Raw genomic sequence first — 17,230 nt, 5'->3', positions numbered from 1 at the left:
TGGAATTAACGACTGGATAAGCGCACCGCGCTGGTTACAGCCTGGATGGGTGGCTGTGGCCCCGCCCCCGCCTCCTTGTGCGGCTTGTCGGTGACAAAGGCCTTGGCCGTCGCCACCCAGGCCGCACCAGCCTCGGGGAAGATCACCAGGGGCAGGGTGAACGCCATCAGCAGGAACAGCGAGCCGAGAAAGGTCGGCTTGTCGATGATTTCATTCCAGCTGCTCGATGACACGCTTGCCTCCATGATCCCATGGACCAGAATGCAGGCATCCGTATCCGGCCAGGTGGTTCACTCTGTGAACCGTTTACCAGCCATATGTTGAATTAAGCGTAAACAATCCTGTGCGTTTCATCGCCGCGGGCCGCCCCGGGGTGGGATAAGCTTGCCGAATGTAGAAATCGCCGCCTCAGGGGCTGCCCTGATGAGGGACTTTTGTCATTTCCCGGCTGTCTGTGTCGGTATCCGCTGGAAATGTCGATGCGTGCCCCCGAGCCGGGCGGACAGCGGCCCGACACTGCGCGGTTTTTCCTTGTGAACGGGAAAGATCTTCGGCAGAATAAAATATTCCATCCAGAAAGCCGTAGAATAATGGATTATCTCCCGCGATGAAGATTCCCAGCCTGTCCAGAATTGCCCGGCCCGCGGCCCTGCTGGCCGCCTTGTTCTCACTTTCCGCGTGCGACGACACTGAGGTGGCAGCCGTATCGGACCTGGACCTGCGGCAGAAAATTGCCCAGAAGATCATGCTGGACCTGCGTTATTACTGTGGGACGACCAACCGCGGAGATGGCATGCGGGAGAACTGCCGGCAACCGGTCACCGAGCTGCCGCCGGAATTGGGGGACTTGATTGCCCGCAACAGCCTGGGGGGGGTGATCCTGTTTGCCGATAACCTGCGGGACAGTGGCCAGATGGTGCGGCTGAATCACGCATTGCAACGGGCGGCACTTGAATCTGCTACCGGCTGGCCGCTGCTGCTGGGGATAGACCAGGAAGGGGGGCGCGTGAATCGCCTGCCCCGCAATGAGAGTGCGGCATTTGCCGGCAATATGGCCATCGGTGCCACCTACCCGAAGCACGGTGATGTGTTCGCGCGCCAGACCGCCCTGGCCATGGCAGAGCAGCTGAAGGTACTGGGGTTCAATGTCAATTTTGCCCCCACGGTGGATGTGAACAGCAACCCGGATAACCCGGTGATCAATGTCCGTTCCTATTCCGAGGATCCACAGGTGGTGGCGGAGCTGGGGACTGCCAGCGTGCAGGCTTTCCAGCAGGGCGGTATTGCCGCAACCCTGAAGCATTTTCCCGGCCACGGTGATACCTCGGTCGACAGCCACACCGGGCTGCCGCGGGTTGAGCGCAGCCGGCAGCAGGCACGGGCCACGGACCTGCTGCCATTCCGGCATGTGATCGGCGCCGCTGCGCCGGCACTGACCATGACCGCGCATATCCAGTACCCGGCACTGGATGACAGCACTCTGGTTGCGAAAAGCGGTGAGGAAATCGTCGTGCCCGCCACCCTGTCACGGAAAATCCTCACCGGAATTCTTCGGGACGAATACGATTATCAGGGGCTCATCATTACCGATTCCCTGCATATGGCCGGTATCAGCCACTACTTCACCCCGGAAGAGGCGGTGGTGCGCACTTTCGCCGCCGGTGCGGATATTGCCCTGATGCCGATCAAGGTGCGTTTCCCTGAGGACCTGGAAAAGCTGGACCAGCTGATCACCGACGTGGTGGCGGCAGTGGAGCGGGGCGAGCTGTCCCTGGCGGAAATCGATGCTTCGATCGACCGCATTGCCGCCCTCAAGCAGCGTGTGATCGATCGCGACTGGATTGGTGCGGGGGAGCGGGAGAAAGTCGCCGCGGCGCGACAGGTAATGGCCAGCCCGGGGCACCGGACAATTGCCCGTGAGCTGGCCGGTGCGGCGCTCAGCGCCATTTACCCGGTCGAGGCCGGGACGCTGCCGGTGATCGACCAGGGGGTGCAGACCATCCAGGTTGTCGCCCCATCGGAGGAGGTGGGCCAGGCTTTCCGCCTTTCGCTGGAGGCGGTTACCCGTGCCCGGATCGAGATAGTGCCACCGCAGGAAGCAGCGGCGCGGATCGAGGACCAACCCGCCGACCTGGTGATTGTCGCCAGCATTGTTCCCGGCGAGAGTGCGGTGGAATGGGGTGGCATGGAAGACTTGCCGGGACTGCGCCGCGCGCGCCTGCCGGTGCACGCACTGTACCGCGAGTATCGCAAGACCCTGGAACGCGCACGGGCGCGGCAATGCAAGACCGTGTTTGTCAGCATGCGCTCGCCGTACGAGGCCGCGGGCTTCCGTGAACTGGCGGATATCCATATCGCCAGCTTTGACTACAAGGCGTTTATCGACAATGACAACCGACTACATGGGCCGATTTATATGGCCCTGGCCGAGGCGCTGACCCGGAAAACCCTGCCCGCTGGTGCGGTACCGGTGACGGTATTGCCAGTGGAATCGCCCTTGCCGGCCGGCTCCCCGGGTAACCCCGGTACCTGATATAGCGGATGGAATGCGGCGCAATTACCCGGCTCGCCGGTGCTGCGCCGGCGGGCTGTTTTGGGATAACCTGTAGGGGAATTCCAGGGGATATGTACGGCCGGTGCCCCGTTATCCCGGGGTGCGGCGAGAGCAGGGAGTGGCCTTATGTTGCGGATCGCTGATTCCAGCGACGAATCCCTCACACTCTACCTTTCCGATGATTATGACGAGCGGACGCTGGCGCGTATCGCGCGACTGACCGCGCTGGTGCGCCGCGAGATGGGTGACCGGGTCACCGATGTGGTGCCCTCTTACTGCAGTGTCACCGTCTTTTACGACCTGTTGCGCAGTGAATACCGCGAGGTTCACCGGAAACTTGAAGAGTGTGCGGAGCAGGTATTGCTGGAGCCGGATGAGGTAGAGGCAGCCCCGCAGGGCCGGATGGTGGAGTTGCCGGTCTATTACGGCGGGGAAGCTGCGCCGGACCTGGAACGGGTGGCGGAATTTGCCGGCCTCACCACCGGGGAAGTTATCGATATGCATGCGGCGGAAGAGTACCGCGTGTACGCACTCGGCTTTCGCCCGGGCTTTGCTTTTATGGGTAAAACGCCGCAACCCCTGCGAGTGCCCCGGCTGGATTCGCCCCGGCCCAGGGTGCCTGCCGGTGCCGTGGCCATTGCCGGTGCGCAGGCGGCGGTTTACCCGGACAGCTGCCCCGGTGGCTGGAACCTGATCGGCCGCTGTCCGGAGACGTTGTTTGACCGCAGCAGCAACCCACCGCGCGTCCTGCTGGCCGTGGGCGACCGGGTGCGCTTTGTGCCGGTGACCAGGAAAAAGTTCGAGCAGCTGGGGGGCGAACTCGATGGGTGAATTCGCCACGGTGGAGCGTGCCGGGCCCCTGACCCTGATCCAGGACAGCGGTCGCCATGGCCAGCGGCACCTGGGCGTCAGTCCCGGCGGTGCCCTCGATCGGCACGCGGCTGGCTGGGCCAATAGGTTACTGCGCAATGCACCGGGGTATGCCCTGCTGGAGATCACCCTGGGTCCCTTTGCCATGCGCTTTTCCCACGCCACCACATTTTCCCTGGCCGGTGCCGAGTGCAACTGGCGCCTCGACGGCAGGCCGGTTGCCAACTGGGCTGCACACCGTGCTGAAAGCGGCAGCCTGCTGGAGGCTGAGGTGGCCCGCAGTGGTGTCCGCAGTTACCTGGCCCTGGCCGGGGGAATCCAGGCTGAACCGGTCTGGGGCAGCAGGGCCACAACGGTGGGCGAGCGGATTGGCGGCATTGCCGGCAGGTCGTTGCGGTCCGGCGACCGGTTGCCCTATATCGCCGCTGCCGAGACGCTCTTGGCCGGGGTGCCGCGCGAGTATATTCGCGAGTACGGCGGCGATATCCCGCTGCGGCTGGTGCCTTCCAACCAGTTTGAGCTTTTCTCTTCCGCGCACCGGCAAACCCTGCTGTCGCAGGCTTACCGGGTGTCGCCCCTTTCAGACCGGATGGGGGTGCGCCTGGAGGGCTCACCCATGACCGGGTTGCCGGGAAGTATGATTTCGGAGGCAGTGGCGCCGGGCGCAGTCCAGGTGCCAAGTAACGGGCAGCCGATCGTTTTGATGGCAGATTGCCAGACGATCGGCGGTTACCCGAAAATCGGCCATGTTTACAGCGTGGACCTGGACCTGTTGGCGCAGGCGCGCCCGGGGGCGACGGTATTATTCAGCCTCGGCACGCTGGAAGGGGCGCAGCAGGCCCTGCGGCAGCAGCGGCGCTTTTTCGAGTGCGAAACCGGTTAGCGAGGGTGATGGAAACGGGCGCATGAAGCGAGATAAACCAGTTGGGAGGCCGGCATGAAACTGAACTGTGACCTGGGGGAAGGCTACGGCCGCTGGCAGGTGGCCGGGGAAGCCGCGGTAATGCCGCATATCGACATGGCCAATGTTGCCTGTGGTTTCCATGCGGGCGACCCGCTGACTATCCAGCGTACCCTGCGCCTGGCGGCGGATCACCAGGTACAGGTGGGTGCCCATCCGGCTTACCCGGACCTGGCGGGATTCGGCCGCCGCTCGCTGCAGTGCTCCCCGGATGAGATTTCCGCGATGGTGCTGTACCAGATTGGTGCCCTCGAGGGGCTGGCCAGGGCAGTGGGCACCCGGGTGGAGTACGTCAAGCCGCACGGGGCCCTGTACCACGATATGCTGCGGGACGAGTCGGTGTTACGCGCAATTCTCGCGGCCGTGGCCAGTCACGGGCGCAACCTGCCGCTGATGCTGATGGCAACACCGGATGCCGAACGGCACCGGCAGCTGGCGGCGGAATACGGGCTGGATGTGCTGCTGGAAGCCTTTGCCGACCGGCGCTATACCCCTGCCGGGCTGCTGGTGCCGCGTAGTGAGGAGGGGGCGGTGCTGCACCGGCGAGACGAGATACTGCGCCAGGTACAGGAAATTGCTGCCGGTAGTGTCACCACCAGTGACGGCCGGCAGTATGCCCTGCAGGCGGACACCATCTGTGTGCACGGGGATAACCCGGAAGGTGTCGCCACGATTGTGGACATCCGCCGGGCGCTGGGTGAGCGGCGCTAGCCCCGGCTCCTTTTCCTGGCATCAGTCTTCCCGGCATCAGTCCAGTGCGTATGCCACGGCCCTGTCTGTATGGATGGCGGTGGTATCGAACAGCGGCACCGGTGTATCGGGCTGTTGCACCAGCAGTGAAATCTCCGTGCAACCGAGGATAACGCCCTCTGCGCCGCGGCCTGCCAGCCCGGCGATAATTTCCAGGTAGCGCGCTTTTGAGTCGGGGTTGGCCCTACCCTGGCACAGCTCGGTATAGATCACCCGGTGTACCAGCTCCCGCTCACCCTCGTCGGGGACCAGCACCTCAATCCCCTGTTGCCGCAGGCGCTCGCGGTAAAAGTCCTGCTCCATGGTAAATCGCGTGCCCAGCAGGCCAACTTTCCCGATTCCATGCCGGCGCAGGCTGTCGGCTGTGGCATCGGCGATATGCAGGAGCGGTATGCCGACCTGCGCCTGCACCTGGTCTGCGACTTTGTGCATGGTGTTGGTGGCGATCAGCAGGAAATCGGCACCGGCCGCCTCTACTCCCTGCGCGGCGCGGGCCAGGATCTCGGCGGTGGCTTCCCAGTTACCCTCGTGCTGCAACTGTTCGATCTGGGCGAAGTCCACACTGTAAAGTGCGATCCGCGCCGAGTGCTGGCCACCCAGTGCCTCGCGTACACCCTGGTTGAGCAGGCGGTAATACTCCAGCGTGGATTCCCAGCTCATGCCGCCCAGGATGCCAATGGTTTTCATGGCGTCCCGCTCCGGTCAAAGGTGTAATCCCGCTCGACCCTGCAAATCCGCGTGCTGAAAGCGGTATACCATTTTTCGCGGCCCAGCCGGCGGGCCTCGCAGTGCTCCGTGTGGTGCTTCCAGCGCTGGATGGATTCCAGGTCCCGCCAGTAGGAAACCGTAATGCCCACACTCTCGCGGGCGCTGTCGGCGCCCAGGAAGCCGGGCTGGTCCGTGGCGAGTTCCAGCATCCGTGCGGCCATGGTGCCGTAGCCATCGTCGATGTCGCTGCGCAGGCTGGTGAAGATGACCGCGTAGTAGGGGGGCTGCGGGGTTCGGGCAATGGTGTCCATACTGGTTCAGGCTCCCGTGTTTCTCCTGCGGGAATTCTACCCCGTCCCGGGGCAGGGAAGACACCCGGCGCGCGGCGAGCTCGGGCGTCCGTCATTTGCCCGCGGATTATTCGCGTTCCAGTTCGGCCAGCACGCTGGTATTGATTTCGGGGTAGCCGCTCAGTTTGCGAGGGAAGTATTTTTCCAGCAGTGCCAGCAGGATCGCGCGGGACTGGTTGTCCACTTCGCCGTCCACTTTCCAGGGGCGGAAATGGTACTGGAAGGCACGGGTATAGAGGCTGATGTCCTCGTCGGTGGCGGACTCCGGGTCAATGCCGTAGCCGTAGTCCGCGAGCCACTGGGCAAACCGGCGACGCAGGCTTTCCCGGTCACTGGAAGTATTGCCCTGCAGGTGTTCCAGGTGACGCTGGACGGTTTCTTCTTCGTACCAGGCGCCGATGCCGGCCTCGGCCAGCTGTTGCCACGGGAAGCGAGGGCCCGGGTCGATCTTGTACTGGGGAATCACGTCGCCGTGGCCAATGATATTGGTAGGCGTGATGTCCGGGTAGCGGGCGAGGATATCCTTCGACAGGGCGATCAGCAGCTCGATCTGGGCCGGGTCGAACTCGGGGAAAAAGCAGTTTTCATCGCCGACGGCTACTTCGCCACTTTCCACTGGTGTGACGCAGTGGCTCTTGTTGACGATCTCGATACCAATCGACTGGTCATTGACCTGGGTGCGGTCTTTCCACTTGCCCGGCCCCGCGTGCCAGGCCCGGCGATTCTCGTCCACCAGCTGGTAGACACGCAGCTCGTCGTGGGGGTAACTGGGGTCGTCGCTTTCGGGAATCAGGTAATGGGAGCTGACCGGTGCGGAGCTGGGCTGGGTGAGGACCCGCAGGGAAGTGCCGAAGTCGATGGCGGTAAAGTGCATCACCAGGAAGCGCACCCGCTCACTGGCATTCTGCGATTCCACCGTCTCGATACGATAGTCACTGCCGGGGGTGTGATTCATTCCTGCGCTGCTGCAGCCGGCCAGTGCTGAAGCTGCGACAGCGGCGGCAAGGATTCGTCGCCAGCCCGGTATGGTGGAACCTCTTGCATGGCCGGTGCTGGTCATAGGGTGGGAAAACCTGCTGGACGACGGGTTCACTGAGTGGGGACAGCGGCTGTCTTTATTAGTCATTTGTTCTTCATCCTGGTCTTTGCGGGATTGCGCGTGTCGTCGCTGGCGCCATTCACTACATCGGAAGCTTTACCCCCAGCTCCCAAAGCTGCACCAGTGTGCAATCCTGCCTATTAAACATAAATAATTCTTGACCGTCCAACCCTCGATTAATATTTTATTCCTTGAGACAGCGTTGTCTTCAAGGCGGCAGTGGCAGCCGTCGATAGGTGCGGGTGGTAAGTCCTCTCTCTTATCTCCCTGGCATGTGGGCTGGAGGTTTGGCGTCGGTTCGCATGATTTTCTCGTCCTTGTCATTGGCCGGCGCTCTGCGCCGGTTTTTTTATTACGAGATTATTCTTTGTTGCTGTGGTTGATTGAATAATGTATTCTTCTACCATGTCGGTTGTTGTGGTGATGCGCGTCAGTCCTGTTGGGGCAGGTACAGGATCCGTTATCCAGGCCACCGAATAACCGGATAATAAAAACACGGGGCCGAGGCATCCGTGACGACAACAAGGTAAGGCAGCGTTGATTCTCAAGGTTTCCCTTCACATCCTGATCGCGGGGCTCGTTTTGACGGGCACCGCACATGCTGGCGACCGGGCAGGTCCCGGGGCCGGCGGGGCCTCTCCCGTCTTTGTCAGTGACGTCCCCGGTATCTCTGAACAGATGCTCTCTGCCGACTACTGGGTGCAGCGGCTCGACGGCGATCCGTTGCGCATGGGCTCTGAGCAGGTCCATTCATTCAATGCCCGCAATTTCGCCCGGGGCGAATATCTGCACGACCTGCAGGCGCTGGGCGAAACCATGCCGGGTGAGCAGGTGCGCGATCTGCTCGACGGTATCAGCCGGCCGGCTTCCTCGCCGCGCTACTACCGCGATGGCCGCCAGGTGAGTGAGGCCGACTACGGGCGGATGCAGGCAGCTGTTCAGCGCGAGCAGGTTCCTGACGTCGTCGAACTGCAGTGGGGCGTGGTGGTGGAGCGGGCCAGTATGCGCAGCTTCCCGACCGGCGAGCGTATTTTCAAGGCACCCGACGACCAGGACCTGGACCGCTTGCAGGAGACCGGCGTGTTTCCCGGCCAGCAGGTGGTGCTCCTGCACGAGAGTGCGGATGGCGAGTGGTGGTTTGCCGTCAATTACCACTATGCTGCCTGGCTGCCCAAGTCCGCGGTGGCGGTGGGTAAGCGTGGGCAGGTGGAGCAATGGCTGGGCATGGCACCTCGCCTGGTGGTGACCGGTGCGCAGGTCAGTACCAACTTCAACCCTGTCGATACGCGCACATCCGAAAAGGCGCTGGACATGGGTGTTTCGCTGCCGCTGCTGAGTGCTGCGGAGGTGGGGCACAATGTGAATGGCCAGAACCCGGTTGCCAGCCATATCGTCAGCCTGCCGGTGCGGGGAGAGGATGGCCGGCTCGAATTCGAGCCCACCCTGGTGGCGCGCAGCCGTGACGTCAATGTGGGGCACCTGGAATACCGGCCCTCGCTGGTTCTGGAACAGGCGTTCAAGTTCCTGGGTGAACGCTATGGCTGGGGACACGACTACAATGGCCGCGACTGCACCGGGTTCGTGGGCGAGGTTTACAAATCCTTCGGGATCCTGATGCCGCGCAATTCCGGCCAGCAGGGCAAGGGGGCCTTTGCGCCGACACAGTTTTTCGAGCCGGGGGATGACCGGAAGCGGCTGCAGGCCCTGGACAACCTGACCGTTGGCGACCTCATTTATATTCCCGGCCATGTGATGATGTATATCGGCCACGCCGGTGGCGAGCCGTATGTGATCCACGATGTAACCGGCTTGAGTTACTTTACCCGGGGTGACGAGCTATATCGCGGTACCCTGTCCGGCGTCTCGGTGACGCCCCTGAAACCCCTGCAGCTGGGCCGTGAGCGCAGCTTCGTGGACAGCATCTACGCCATCAAAACCATTCAACCGGTGATGCCATGAAAATAGTTGACGTCAAGCTGGGCATGCTCAAGGTGCCCCTGATCACGCCGTTCAAAACCGCGTTGCGGACTGTCGAGTGCGTGGAAGATGTGATCGTTATGCTGGAGACCGATGACGGTCGCATCGGCTACGGCAATGCGCCGGCGACCGCCGTCATTACCGGCGATACCCACGCCTCGGTTATCGCGGCTATCCGCGAAATCTTCACCCCGCTGCTGCTCAACCGGGACGTGGGCGACCTGAACCAGCTGGCGCGCGAAATCGACGGCGCCATGGTCAATAACACCAGTGCCAAGGCCGCAGTGGAAATCGCACTTTACGACCTGTTCGCACAGGGCTTCGGTGTGCCCCTGTACCGTGCCCTCGGTGGTGGCGAGAACAGCCTCACCACGGATATCACGATCAGTGTCGACTACATCGACAAGATGGTGGCGGACGCCGAGAGCGCCGTGGAGCGGGGCTTTGAAATCCTCAAGCTGAAAGTGGGCAAGGATATCCGCCTGGATATCGAGCGCATCAAGGCAGTCTACGCGGCAGTGAAGGGCAGGGCGTTGCTGCGCCTGGATGCCAACCAGGGCTGGAGCCCCAAGCAGGCCGTGCAGGCCATCCGCAGCCTGGAGGATGCCGGTGTGTTGCTGGAACTCGTCGAGCAGCCGGTCAAGGCCCGCAACCTGGAGGGCATGCGCTATATCTCCGAGCGTGTGAAAACGCCGATCATGGCCGATGAGAGTGTTTTCGGCCCACTGGAAATGATGGATATCATCCAGGGGCGGGTTGCCGAGATCATCAATATCAAGCTGATGAAAACCGGCGGCATCACCAATGCCCTTAAGATGACGGACCTGGCCGGCCTGTACGATGTGGAATGCATGGTAGGATGTATGCTGGAAACAAGCATTGGTGTGTCCGCCGCCGCGCACGTGGCTGCGGCCCGCTCAGCGGTGGTGTCAAAGCTGGACCTGGATGTGCCATCCCTGTGCGAGTTTGACCCTGTCATTGGCGGGGCAACTTATACCGATGCCGATGTCATTCTCAATGATACGCCGGGGCTGGGTATCGAAAAGATTGAAGGGCTGAAATTACTGGCCTAGTGGTATGCGCCGGTGAGCTGCCACCGCTGGAACAGAAAGCGATGACCTGTTTACTGAAAATGCGCGCGATGCGCGAACAGATGTCGGTGAACGAGCGCAAGCTCGCCGATTTTATTCTGGACAATACAAAGCTGCTGCGGGACTACTCCTCCCAGCAGCTCGCCGATGCGGTTGGTGTGAGCCAGTCGAGTGTGGTGAAGTTCTCCCAGAAGCTCGGTTACAAGGGTTACCCGAGCCTGAAGCTGGCGGTATACGAAAGCTATGCCGGCGGCATCTCCAGCCCGGTCGGCGGCGATGATGCGCCGCTGCCTTTCGGTGGGGCCAATACACCGCTGAGCGAACTGGGCCAGAAAAAACTCGAGGTACTGGAAAACACCGCGGGCATCAATGACCTGGAACATTTGCGTGCGGCGGTCAAGGCGATACGCAATGCCCGTTGTATCCAGGTTTCCGCCTGTGATGGATCTGTGTCAGTGGCCCAGTACCTCACCTACCAGTTGCTTGAGCTGGGCTGCTGGGCCGTGTTCGACCAGGGTGGAATGCTGCAGCGCTCCATGGTGGATAGCCTTGGCGAGGAGGATATGCTGTGCATCATCTGCGATATGCACGGTGAGGAGTCCCTGGTTGAAGCGGCCAACCACGCCCGGGAAAAGGGCATCAAGGTGCTGAGCCTGACCCGCTACAACTACAACGCAGCCAGCATCCACGCCGACATACGCCTGTATGTCATGCCCTCCGAAGAAGAGCAGCCGCTGCAGCGCCTGTTGTTCCGCTCTGGCCAGCTGCACCTGATTGAGAGCCTGGTCAGCGGCCTGCTGGTCGCCGAGCAGTAAGCCGGCGACCTGTTTTCCCTCATTCCTTTCCCGTTCGCGCCGGTAGTGGTTGACCGAAAGGCGGGGCCAGCCGGGGTAGAGTCCCGGCTGGGCCGGTCTGGTTACCTGGTGGCCAGTGTGGATTTGTCGGCGCCCTCGATTTCCCACTCCATGTTGTAGTCCCACTGGTCGAAGTACAGGTTGCCGCCCTGCCACTCAACTTCACCGCGCTGGGAGTCCACAGTCTCCGAGCGGAAATGCTGTTTTTCCGGTGAGAAGGGGCGGCTGTAGTCCGTGTTGAAAATTAGCCGGTAGGCATCCAGCCCGCCCAGGTAGAACCAGGTCTCGGACTCATTGGCGCCGTCCAGCTTGCCGTGGGTGACATCCATTGGTAGCCAGCCATAGGGGGCCAGGTAGAACTCGCCCCAGTCGTGCATGGTGTCAAACGATTCCGGTGAAAATTCCCAGCCCGACTGCCAGCGTGCAGGGATGCCATTCATGCGCATCAGGGTCATCAGCAGCAGCGTCTGCTGGCCGCAGTCGGCGTGGCCGGCCCGGGCCGCGTACTGGCTGATATTGCGGATGGTGGAATATTCCCGCGCGCCGGCCCAGGGTATCTGGTCGACATGGGCAAAGAGTTTCTGCGCGATGCGGTAGGGGTGCTTCTCCTTTCCGACGATACGCTCGGAAAGCGCGCGCAGCTCCGGGGTAAACACCACATGCGGTGCGCGCTCGGATAAATAGGGTTCCAGGGCCGGGGTGAATTCCACTGGTTCTACCTGCTGTGGATCGATCGCGGTATGACGGGCGAGGCTGTCATAGCGGTAGCTGACGCGAAATTTAGTGGGCTCGCCGGCCCGGGCGGGCTGCTCGAGATAGACCGTGCGCTGGGCCTGGTCTGTCGGTGCCAGCTGGAACTCAGCCGGGGAGGTCGTGACCAGCTCGATATTTTCCTGCTTGCCGGCAATTTCCTGGGGGAAGGGAATCCAGGCCCGGACCATCTCCCCATCGGGGACCACGTCGGGATCGACGGTGAGCGTGTACTGGATGCGGATACGGTTGCGCGGCGGTGTGTCGGCGGCGATCACCTCGCGGTGGTGCGGGTGCAATGCATAGAGCGGTGCCTTGCCGGTAAAACGCTGGTAGTCATCCGTGCGTTGTGCCGCGGCATCTGAAATATGTACCAGGTTGTATGCGGTCTTGTTGAAGAAACGACGCTCGCCGTCGATTACCTTGGACTCAAGCAGGCCCTGCTGGTCCCAGGCGAGAATATCCTCGGCCGTGGCGTCGGGGATGTAGCGCTGGATAGATGGCAGCAGTTCATCACCGGTGAGCTGGAAATCCATCTCGATACGGCGCATGCGCTCATGCTCGAATTGCAGGGACGCGGCTTCACTGTCGGCGGGATCGCTTTCCAGCATCTTCCTGATCTCCTCGCGTGCTTTGCTGTAATGCCCCTGGTCGGCCAGTTGCTGCACCCGGGTCAATGAGCTTTCTGCTGCACTGCATCCCGCCAGTGCCATCGCCGCTACCAGTGCGGCGGGAATAAAAGCCTTGAAAGATGGGCGGCTCACCCGCACGGACAACATCGGGTTTTTTCTTCTCAAAAAGGTCTTGCGCACAGTGGGGCTCCGGGGTCGTTTGCCTTCGGTTTGAATAAATTATATTTACACGGCAAATTCGTATTGATAAATTATTCTGAAAATTATTCTAAACCAGTGCCAGCGTCAAGTCAGTCGAGGGCAAATGGAGCGCCAAAGGGTATGCCGCTTCGCCTGTGCCAGGCCTGTGGCGGCTTCGGCGATGTGCGTTTACTGCGAGTGGCTGGCGCCTGACGGCCGATTGGAGATCCGATGCGACCCACCTCCCTGAAGAAACGATTATTCCTGTCGGCTACTGGCCTGGCGGTAGTCACGCTGTTACCCGGCTGTGGCAGCGACCGCGATGCGGACCAGTCGCCCATAAACCCTGAAGCCCTGGTACAGCGGGTAATTGAGGAGGAGCGGGTGCCGGGGGCAGCAGTGGGGATCTGGCGCGATGGCGAGCCGGTGCTGGTCAGGGGGTTCGGTGTGACCAACGTCGACAGTCCGCGCCCGGTTGACCAGGAAACCCTGTTCAAGCTGGCTTCCACGACCAAGGCGTTCACCACCGCGGCGCTGGCGCTGCTGGTGGAAGAGGGCAAGCTGGACTGGGACAGCCGCGTGGCGGATTACCTGCCGCAATTTGCCCTGGGGGACGAGTGGATTACCCGCGAGTTCCAGGTGGTGGACCTGCTTACCCACCGTTCCGGGCTGGGTCCCGGCGCGGGCGACCTGATGCTGTGGCCGCAGCCCAACAGCTTCAGCCGTGCGGATATCCTGCAGGGGTTAAGGCACCTGCCGGTGACCGGCAGCTTTCGGGCCGACTACGCCTACGACAACCTGCTCTACATCGTTGCCGGCGAGCTGATCGCCGCGGTATCCGGAATGAGCTACGAGGAGTTTGTCCAGCAACGCCTGCTGGCGGAGCTGGGACTGGAACACTGTTACGCCGGACCGGTGCCGGAGGCGGCGCGGGACAACCTGGCCGACCCCCACCGGCTGGAGGGCGATCGCCTGGTGGTCGATACGCCCAACCTGGCGCCCGACCACCCGATTGTCCTCGCCGCTGCCGGGGGCATGCACTGCAGTGCCGGCGATATGCTGCGCTGGTTGCGCACATTGCTGGCGGGCGGTGTGAGCCCGGACGGGCAGCGCCTGCTGAGCGAGGAATCCCGCGATCGGCTGTGGCAGCCGGTCACCCTGATGCCAATGTCGCCCGAGCGTGCCGAGCGTGATGGTGGCCACTTCTATGCGTACGCGCTGGGATGGCGGGTGCAGGATATGTATGGCAAGCGGGTGATTCACCATACCGGTTCGCTGTCGGGCATGTATGCGTGGACGGCGATCGTACCGGAAGAAAAGCTGGCCATGGTGGTGTTGATGAACCGCAGTGCCGGTGTCGCACGCCAGGCACTGATCCACGGGCTGCTGAAGCCCTACCTGGGGGCCGAGCCGCGGGACTGGCTGGCGCACTTCCAGGAGCTTTGGGGTGGCGCCGCGGCGCCCAGCGAACCGGAACTGCTGCCCCGGCCCGAGAGCCGTGCACCGGTCGCCCGCAAGCAGGTTGAGGGGCGCTACCGTGATCCCTGGTTCGGGCCGATGGAGATCTACACAGGCGCGGCGGGCAAATTGCGCTGGCGCTCACTGAAATCCCCGCGGCTTGTGGGCACTATGGAATCCGCTGCACCGGGCGTCTGGAGCCTGCGCTGGGACGATCGCAGCCTGCAGGCAGATGCCTGGTTGGTAGCCGAACGGAGCGACGATGGCGAGCTGGTGGTCACCATGCAGCCCCTGTCCCGCGGGGTGGACTTCAGTTATGACTTCCCGGACCTGCGCTTTGTCCGTACCGGCCCGGCCGGGGAAAACGGCGAGGCGGTGGGTCTGTTGGCGCAGAAGAAACAGAAGAATAAGCAGTGACAGGAGTGAACGTGGACAGAAGAACCCTGATCAAGAGCCTGGTATCGGCGCCATTACTGGGCGCAATGGCCGGTGCCGCCACCCATGTCGCGGCCGCCGGGGAACAGCGGCCGCGTAGACCCGCCAGGCTGCGCAAGGGCATGACCGTAGGCCTGGTCACCCCGGCCAGCAACGCCTGGGAGGACGAGGATATCCGCTTCGCCATCGATGTGGTGAAGTCGCTGGGATTCCGGGTAAAGGAAGGCGAACACCTCTACCAGCGCACCCAGTACCTGGCCGGCCCGGACCTGGCCCGGGCCCAGGATATCAATGCCATGTTTGCCGATGACAGTGTGGATGCGGTGTTCTGCCTGCGGGGCGGCTACGGCACGCCGCGAATCCTGCCGATGCTGGACTACGACACCATTGCGGGGAATCCCAAGGTATTACTGGGCTACTCCGATATCACCGCGCTGCTGAATGCCATTTACCAGCGCTGCGGTTTCGTTACCTTTCACGGCCCCATCGCCGCGCAGAACTTTACCGATTACACCCTTGAGGAGTACCGCAAGGTGCTGGTGCGCGGTGAGTCCCCGACCCTGCTGGGCGCGCCGCCGCCCTTCGAGGCCCGGCCGGGCAGGGCGGAGCACCGCAACCGCATTACCCGCTTTCGCGGCGGGCGCGCCCGCGGTCGCCTGGTGGGGGGCAACCTGACCCTGGTGTGCAGCCTGCTGGGCACCGAGTTCGAGCCCGACTTCCGCGACCGGTTGCTGTTCCTCGAGGACGTGGGTGAGGCGCCTTACCGTATTGACCGGATGCTGACGCAGTTGTGGCTGGCCGGGAAGCTCGACCAGGTGGCGGGTATCGTGTTTGGCAAGTTCACGGAGACCGACACGGACGGCAACACCTTCAGCGTCGAGCACGTGTTGCGGGAGCGCTGTGCGGGGCTGGAGGTTCCCGTGGTGCGGGGCCTGATGATCGGTCACGTGGACGACCAGACGGTCGTGCCGGTGGGGGCCATGGCGGAACTTGACGGTGATGCCGGCACTCTGAAACTGCTCGAGCCGGTAGTTACGTGATCACAAAACCACTATGATGCGTTCTGCCGGGCCTGTCGCCCGGCGTCCGGGTGACCGGGCGATGCCTGCCGGATTGGCGGGAGCCGGGGGCTGGCCGGCGAAATCAATAATAAATAGAAGCCTGTATGACTGATTTGACCTGGATTACCCTGCTTCCCCCGTTTATCGCCATCGGCCTGGCCCTGCTGACCCGCCAGGTATACCTGGCCCTGTTTGCCGGTATCTGGCTTGGCTATTTCCTGCTCAACCAGTCCGGGGTGCTGCCCTCCCTGGCGGAAGCCCTCGACGGCGTGCTGGCGGTACTGGCCAACCCCGGGGATGCGCGCGTGGTCATGTTCACCCTGGTGATCGGTGCCTTTATCCTCACCCTGGAGCGCAGCGGTGCCGTTACCGGCTTTGTGCGCTTCCTGGAGCGCAGCCGCTGGGTCACCAACGGCAAGCGCGCCCAGTGGATGGCGTGGCTGGTGGGGGTGCTGATCTTTATTGAATCCAATATCACGGTGCTGGTCTCCGGCACCGTGTCGCGCCCGCTGTTCGATCGTTTCCGCGTGGCGCGGGAAAAACTCGCCTATATCATCGACTCCACCTCTGCCCCGATCTGCATGCTGATCCCCCTCAATGCCTGGGGTGCTTTCAACCTGGGCCTGCTTGAGGGACTGGATGTGAGCGACCCGCTGACAGTGCTGCTGTCCAGTATCCCCCTGAATCTCTACGCCATTACGGCAGTGGCCCTGACGGCTTTTACCATCTCACGCAATTACAACCCGGGCCCCATGGCTGCAGCGCAGGCGCGGACTGATGGTGGTGAAGTGGACGGGATTGAGCTCACCGCGTCGATCAAGGGTGAGAAGACCAGCAAGCCGCGAGCGGTCAATATGCTCCTGCCGATCCTGGTGCTGGTGCTGGCGATGCCGGCGAGCCTGTGGATTACCGGCAACGGCGAGATCTTTGCCGGCTCCGGATCCACCTCGGTGCTATGGGCCTCGCTGGCCGGGCTCGCGGTGATCTCGGTGCTGGTACTGGCGCAGCGGATCATGAAGCTGGACGAGCTCAGCCATACCTGGATGGAAGGTGCCGGGCGTATGCTGCCGCTGGCAGTGATCCTGGTACTGGCCCTGGCACTGGGATCGGTCTCCAAGACCCTGGGCACCGGGGACTATGTGGCCGGCATGGTGGGTGACGCGATTCCACTGTGGTTGCTGCCACTGGTGATTTTCCTGGTCTCGGGCCTGATTGCTTTCTCGGTAGGCTCCAGCTGGGGCACTTTCTCGATCATGCTGCCGATCGCGATTCCGGTCGCATCGGCACTGGGCGCTGAACCCGCCCTGTTCGTTGCCGCCGTGCTTTCCGGCGGTATTTTTGGGGATCATTCCTCGCCAATCTCGGACACCACGATTGTCTCTTCGCTGGCGTCCGGCACTGAACATATCGACCACGTCCGGACACAGTTGCCCTACGCGCTGCAGGCCGGTGCCATCAGCGCGGCGGGCTTTGTCCTGCTGGGTGTGGTCATGCTGTAAC

General features: G+C 62.5%; 15 protein-coding genes. 10 read left to right on the top strand and 5 right to left on the bottom strand.

Translation table 11 applies throughout. The annotated features are described in order from the left end of the window. Positions 1 to 5: 5 nt before the first annotated feature. Positions 6 to 233, bottom strand: a complete 228-nt coding sequence (locus tag ACH6CX_RS03545) for a hypothetical protein (RefSeq protein ID WP_334079035.1) — start codon at positions 231 to 233, stop codon at positions 6 to 8. 374 nt (positions 234 to 607) lie between these two features. On the opposite strand from ACH6CX_RS03545, the gene ACH6CX_RS03540 reads away from it, so the two are divergent. From ACH6CX_RS03540 to ACH6CX_RS03525, 4 genes are all read left to right on the top strand, one after another. Further along, complete coding sequence (locus ACH6CX_RS03540; protein WP_232942982.1) at positions 608 to 2,533, top strand: glycoside hydrolase family 3 protein; 1,926 nt, start codon at positions 608 to 610, stop codon at positions 2,531 to 2,533. A gap of 147 nt (positions 2,534 to 2,680) precedes the next feature. Further along, entirely contained in the window at positions 2,681 to 3,385 is a 705-nt protein-coding gene (gene pxpB / locus ACH6CX_RS03535; protein WP_396674795.1) for a 5-oxoprolinase subunit PxpB, read from the top strand. Further along, positions 3,378 to 4,307: a biotin-dependent carboxyltransferase family protein gene (locus ACH6CX_RS03530; protein WP_396674793.1), complete on the top strand. Its 930-nt coding sequence runs from the start codon at positions 3,378 to 3,380 to the stop codon at positions 4,305 to 4,307. The genes pxpB and ACH6CX_RS03530 overlap by 8 nt, the downstream gene beginning before the upstream one ends. Before the next feature lie 54 nt (positions 4,308 to 4,361). Continuing rightward, the gene (locus tag ACH6CX_RS03525; protein ID WP_232942979.1) at positions 4,362 to 5,096 is read left to right on the top strand and encodes a 5-oxoprolinase subunit PxpA; all 735 of its coding nucleotides are present in this window, start codon (positions 4,362 to 4,364) and stop codon (positions 5,094 to 5,096) included. A gap of 36 nt (positions 5,097 to 5,132) precedes the next feature. On the opposite strand, the gene ACH6CX_RS03520 is transcribed toward ACH6CX_RS03525, so the two are convergent. The 3 genes from ACH6CX_RS03520 to ACH6CX_RS03510 form a co-directional block, all read right to left on the bottom strand. Beyond that, a complete protein-coding gene (locus ACH6CX_RS03520) occupies positions 5,133 to 5,822 on the bottom strand; it encodes an aspartate/glutamate racemase family protein (RefSeq protein WP_396674791.1) in 690 nt (229 codons plus the stop codon). Then, the gene (locus ACH6CX_RS03515; protein WP_232942977.1) at positions 5,819 to 6,154 is read right to left on the bottom strand and encodes an antibiotic biosynthesis monooxygenase; all 336 of its coding nucleotides are present in this window, start codon (positions 6,152 to 6,154) and stop codon (positions 5,819 to 5,821) included. The genes ACH6CX_RS03520 and ACH6CX_RS03515 overlap by 4 nt, the downstream gene beginning before the upstream one ends. A gap of 106 nt (positions 6,155 to 6,260) precedes the next feature. Then, on the bottom strand, positions 6,261 to 7,148 hold the full coding sequence (locus ACH6CX_RS03510) for an N-acetylmuramoyl-L-alanine amidase (protein ID WP_237061798.1): 888 nt from the start codon (positions 7,146 to 7,148) through the stop codon (positions 6,261 to 6,263). A gap of 726 nt (positions 7,149 to 7,874) precedes the next feature. Here ACH6CX_RS03510 and ACH6CX_RS03505 point away from each other — a divergent pair. Genes ACH6CX_RS03505 through ACH6CX_RS03495 form a run of 3 tightly spaced genes read left to right on the top strand, consistent with a single transcriptional unit; the run spans position 7,875 to position 11,175 of the window. Beyond that, positions 7,875 to 9,251 carry an SH3 domain-containing protein gene (locus tag ACH6CX_RS03505; protein WP_237061796.1) on the top strand — a complete coding sequence of 459 codons (1,377 nt, stop codon included), beginning with the start codon at positions 7,875 to 7,877 and terminating at the stop codon, positions 9,249 to 9,251. Then, entirely contained in the window at positions 9,248 to 10,342 is a 1,095-nt protein-coding gene (locus ACH6CX_RS03500; RefSeq protein WP_232942974.1) for a dipeptide epimerase, read from the top strand. Before ACH6CX_RS03505 ends, ACH6CX_RS03500 begins: the two co-directional genes overlap by 4 nt. A gap of 41 nt (positions 10,343 to 10,383) precedes the next feature. After that, the gene (locus ACH6CX_RS03495; RefSeq protein WP_232942973.1) at positions 10,384 to 11,175 is read left to right on the top strand and encodes a MurR/RpiR family transcriptional regulator; all 792 of its coding nucleotides are present in this window, start codon (positions 10,384 to 10,386) and stop codon (positions 11,173 to 11,175) included. A 101-nt stretch (positions 11,176 to 11,276) separates the two neighbouring features. Here ACH6CX_RS03495 and ACH6CX_RS03490 read toward each other — a convergent pair whose 3' ends face one another. Then, positions 11,277 to 12,776, bottom strand: coding sequence for a transglutaminase family protein (locus ACH6CX_RS03490; protein WP_396674787.1), 1,500 nt, complete (start codon positions 12,774 to 12,776; stop codon positions 11,277 to 11,279). 231 nt (positions 12,777 to 13,007) lie between these two features. Here ACH6CX_RS03490 and ACH6CX_RS03485 point away from each other — a divergent pair, with 231 nt between their 5' ends. The 3 genes from ACH6CX_RS03485 (at position 13,008) to ACH6CX_RS03475 (ending at position 17,229) form a co-directional block, all read left to right on the top strand. Beyond that, positions 13,008 to 14,651 carry a serine hydrolase gene (locus ACH6CX_RS03485; RefSeq protein WP_396674785.1) on the top strand — a complete coding sequence of 548 codons (1,644 nt, stop codon included), beginning with the start codon at positions 13,008 to 13,010 and terminating at the stop codon, positions 14,649 to 14,651. An 11-nt stretch (positions 14,652 to 14,662) separates the two neighbouring features. Further along, complete coding sequence (locus tag ACH6CX_RS03480; protein WP_232942970.1) at positions 14,663 to 15,709, top strand: LD-carboxypeptidase; 1,047 nt, start codon at positions 14,663 to 14,665, stop codon at positions 15,707 to 15,709. Positions 15,710 to 15,834: 125 nt separating this feature from the next. Beyond that, positions 15,835 to 17,229, top strand: a complete 1,395-nt coding sequence (locus tag ACH6CX_RS03475) for a Na+/H+ antiporter NhaC family protein (protein ID WP_232942969.1) — start codon at positions 15,835 to 15,837, stop codon at positions 17,227 to 17,229. Position 17,230: the final 1 nt, after the last annotated feature.

This window comes from Microbulbifer sp. JSM ZJ756, from assembly GCF_044383805.1.
In the GTDB taxonomy this organism is placed as follows: domain Bacteria; phylum Pseudomonadota; class Gammaproteobacteria; order Pseudomonadales; family Cellvibrionaceae; genus Microbulbifer; species Microbulbifer zhoushanensis.
This window is presented reverse-complemented; position numbering and strand designations above follow the sequence as displayed.